This is a genomic window from Affinundibacterium macrobrachii (assembly GCF_014652415.1).
Classification (GTDB): domain Bacteria; phylum Pseudomonadota; class Gammaproteobacteria; order Burkholderiales; family Burkholderiaceae_D; genus Undibacterium; species Undibacterium macrobrachii.
In genome coordinates this window covers 1-1155 of record NZ_BMYT01000014.1, presented here as the reverse complement: position 1 = coordinate 1155, position 1155 = coordinate 1, and the positions used below count along the sequence as shown (strand labels likewise).

Here is a 1155-nt window from a genome sequence, read left to right as displayed (position 1 = left end):
GGTTTTCTGGTCCGGAGCGCCGTTCAGCGCCATGTTTTCGCGCTATGCGGGCGCACCTCGCCCTTCGAGCCAAGCGAGGCGCTGGAAGTTATAGACGAGGTTGGCCATGCCGATCTTGATGGTGGCGCGGGCGATGCCGATGGTGCGCACGACGAGCCCCATCCGGTGTTTCTGTCCCGCGAACACATGCTCGACATGGGCGCGGATCTTGGATCGTCTGGTATTGGCCCTGGCGATCCGCTCGGGCAGCGGCTGCCTCGGCTTGCGCTTCTGGTGGACGTGGCTCTTGAACATGCCTGCCGCCAGGAAAGCCTCGTTTTTCTTCGACCGGTAGGCCGTGTCTGCCCAGACGCCCGAACCGGTATTGGCCTTGCTGACCAAGTCCGGCAGTCGTGCACCGTCATGGGCATTGGCGGCGCTGGCATCCCAGGTGCGGATCAGCCCATGGGCTTTGTCGATGCCGATGTGGTTCTTGTAGCCGAACATCGGGATGGCGAGATCGACGGGCTTTGCCGCCTTCGGGTCAGCGCCTTCCCGGACCTTGGCCTTGCTGTACTTGATCGACCAACGCGCATCGCGGTCCTTTTGTCGGGTCTTGGCCGGCTTCCAGTCCTCGGGCACACGGCCTTCCTTGATGGCTGCCTTCTCTGCTTCAGTGTTGCGCTGTTTGGGCGCCGGCACCACCGTAGCATCGATGATCTGGCCGCCCATGGCGAGATACCCCCGATCCTTCAGCGCAGCGTCGAAGCGGGCAAACAATCGGTCGATCGCCTTGGCCTGGACCAGACGCTCCCGGAACAACCACACCGTCGTCGCATCCGGCACGGTGCCATCGAGCCCAAGGCCGAGAAACCGCTGGAACGACAGCCGATCCTTGATCTGAAATTCCGTCGCTTCGTCCGACAGCGAATAAAGCGCCTGCAGCACAAGAATCTTGAACATCAGGACCGGATCGAACGGGGGGCGCCCGCCCTTACCTCGGACGCTCCGGCGCAAGGCGGCAATCAATGGACCGCGGAACACCTCAAAATCAACCACCGAACCCAAGCGCTCCAGCGGATCGCCCGCCGCGCTCAGCGCCTCGTACCGGTCCGAAAGATCAAAGAAACCCGGCTGCCCTGCCATCACCGCCTCCGACGCCTCGTCGGCGAAGTG

The 1155-nt window shown here is 63.2% G+C and carries 1 protein-coding gene; it reads right to left on the bottom strand.

What is annotated here, in order from left to right:
• Positions 1–42: 42 nt before the first annotated feature.
• Entirely contained in the window at positions 43–1125 is a 1083-nt protein-coding gene (locus IE103_RS18255; RefSeq protein ID WP_189347873.1) for an IS5 family transposase, read from the bottom strand.
• Between the last annotated feature and the right edge of the window lie 30 nt (positions 1126–1155).

Bases quoted from the DNA above. Each gene is read 5' to 3' on its own strand.
- IE103_RS18255 (WP_189347873.1), bottom strand. From the start codon at position 1,125: ATGGCAGGGCAGCCGGGTTTCTTTGATCTTTCGGACCGGTACGAGGCG.